Consider the following 649-nt stretch of genomic DNA (forward strand, 5'->3'; position numbering starts at 1 on the left):
TTCTATCAATCTCGTAAGCACTCTTTGCAAAAGAACTTAAGACATTGAGGAAGTAAGCGGGAGTTGCCTCCCGCTTTAGTCAGGATTAGTGACTAGGGCGAGCTTCTAGCTCTTTTTCTTCAACTGGGTCGATATCAACCACTTTCTTCGCATTCCAAACTGTTAGAGCAAGAAGTAGAGAAATCACACCAGCAGCCAGCCAGAAATATTGCGCTTGAGAGAAGTCGTATTTAGTTACGCCATCAACCTCTGTGATTTTGATTAGAGAAGCTGACGCTAACTCTTGACCAGAAGCGGCGATGTAAGAGAACAGACCGATGAAGCCTTTCACTGCGCCAACTGCGTTCTTAGGCATCAAGTCACAAGCAGTTAGACCTGCAAGGAACACAACCAGACCACCGATAGCGAAACCGATCATACCTAGTGCTACTGCGTCAACGATGCGGTTATCTGGGCCGAAGAACATCAAGCACATGCCACCGATGTTCGCCAATCCGTAAAGTAGAGTCGGGATATGGCGGTTAGAGTTGAACACCTTGTCAGAGATGATGCCTGATAGGATTGCACCTGCTAGACCCGCGATAGGGTATGTAGACATTGCGAAGCCAGCGTCAATCAGTGAGTAACCTTTTGCTTCTTGTAGGTAAAG

The 649-nt window shown here is 47.0% G+C and carries 1 protein-coding gene; it reads right to left on the bottom strand.

Features of this window, described 5'->3' with window-relative positions; all coding sequences use genetic code 11:
• Positions 1–85 precede the first annotated feature (85 nt).
• A partial coding sequence (locus R7Z77_RS26180; protein WP_318137155.1) for an MFS transporter occupies positions 86–649 on the bottom strand: 564 nt, incomplete at its 5' end.

The organism is Vibrio sp. 1401, assembly GCF_033340295.1.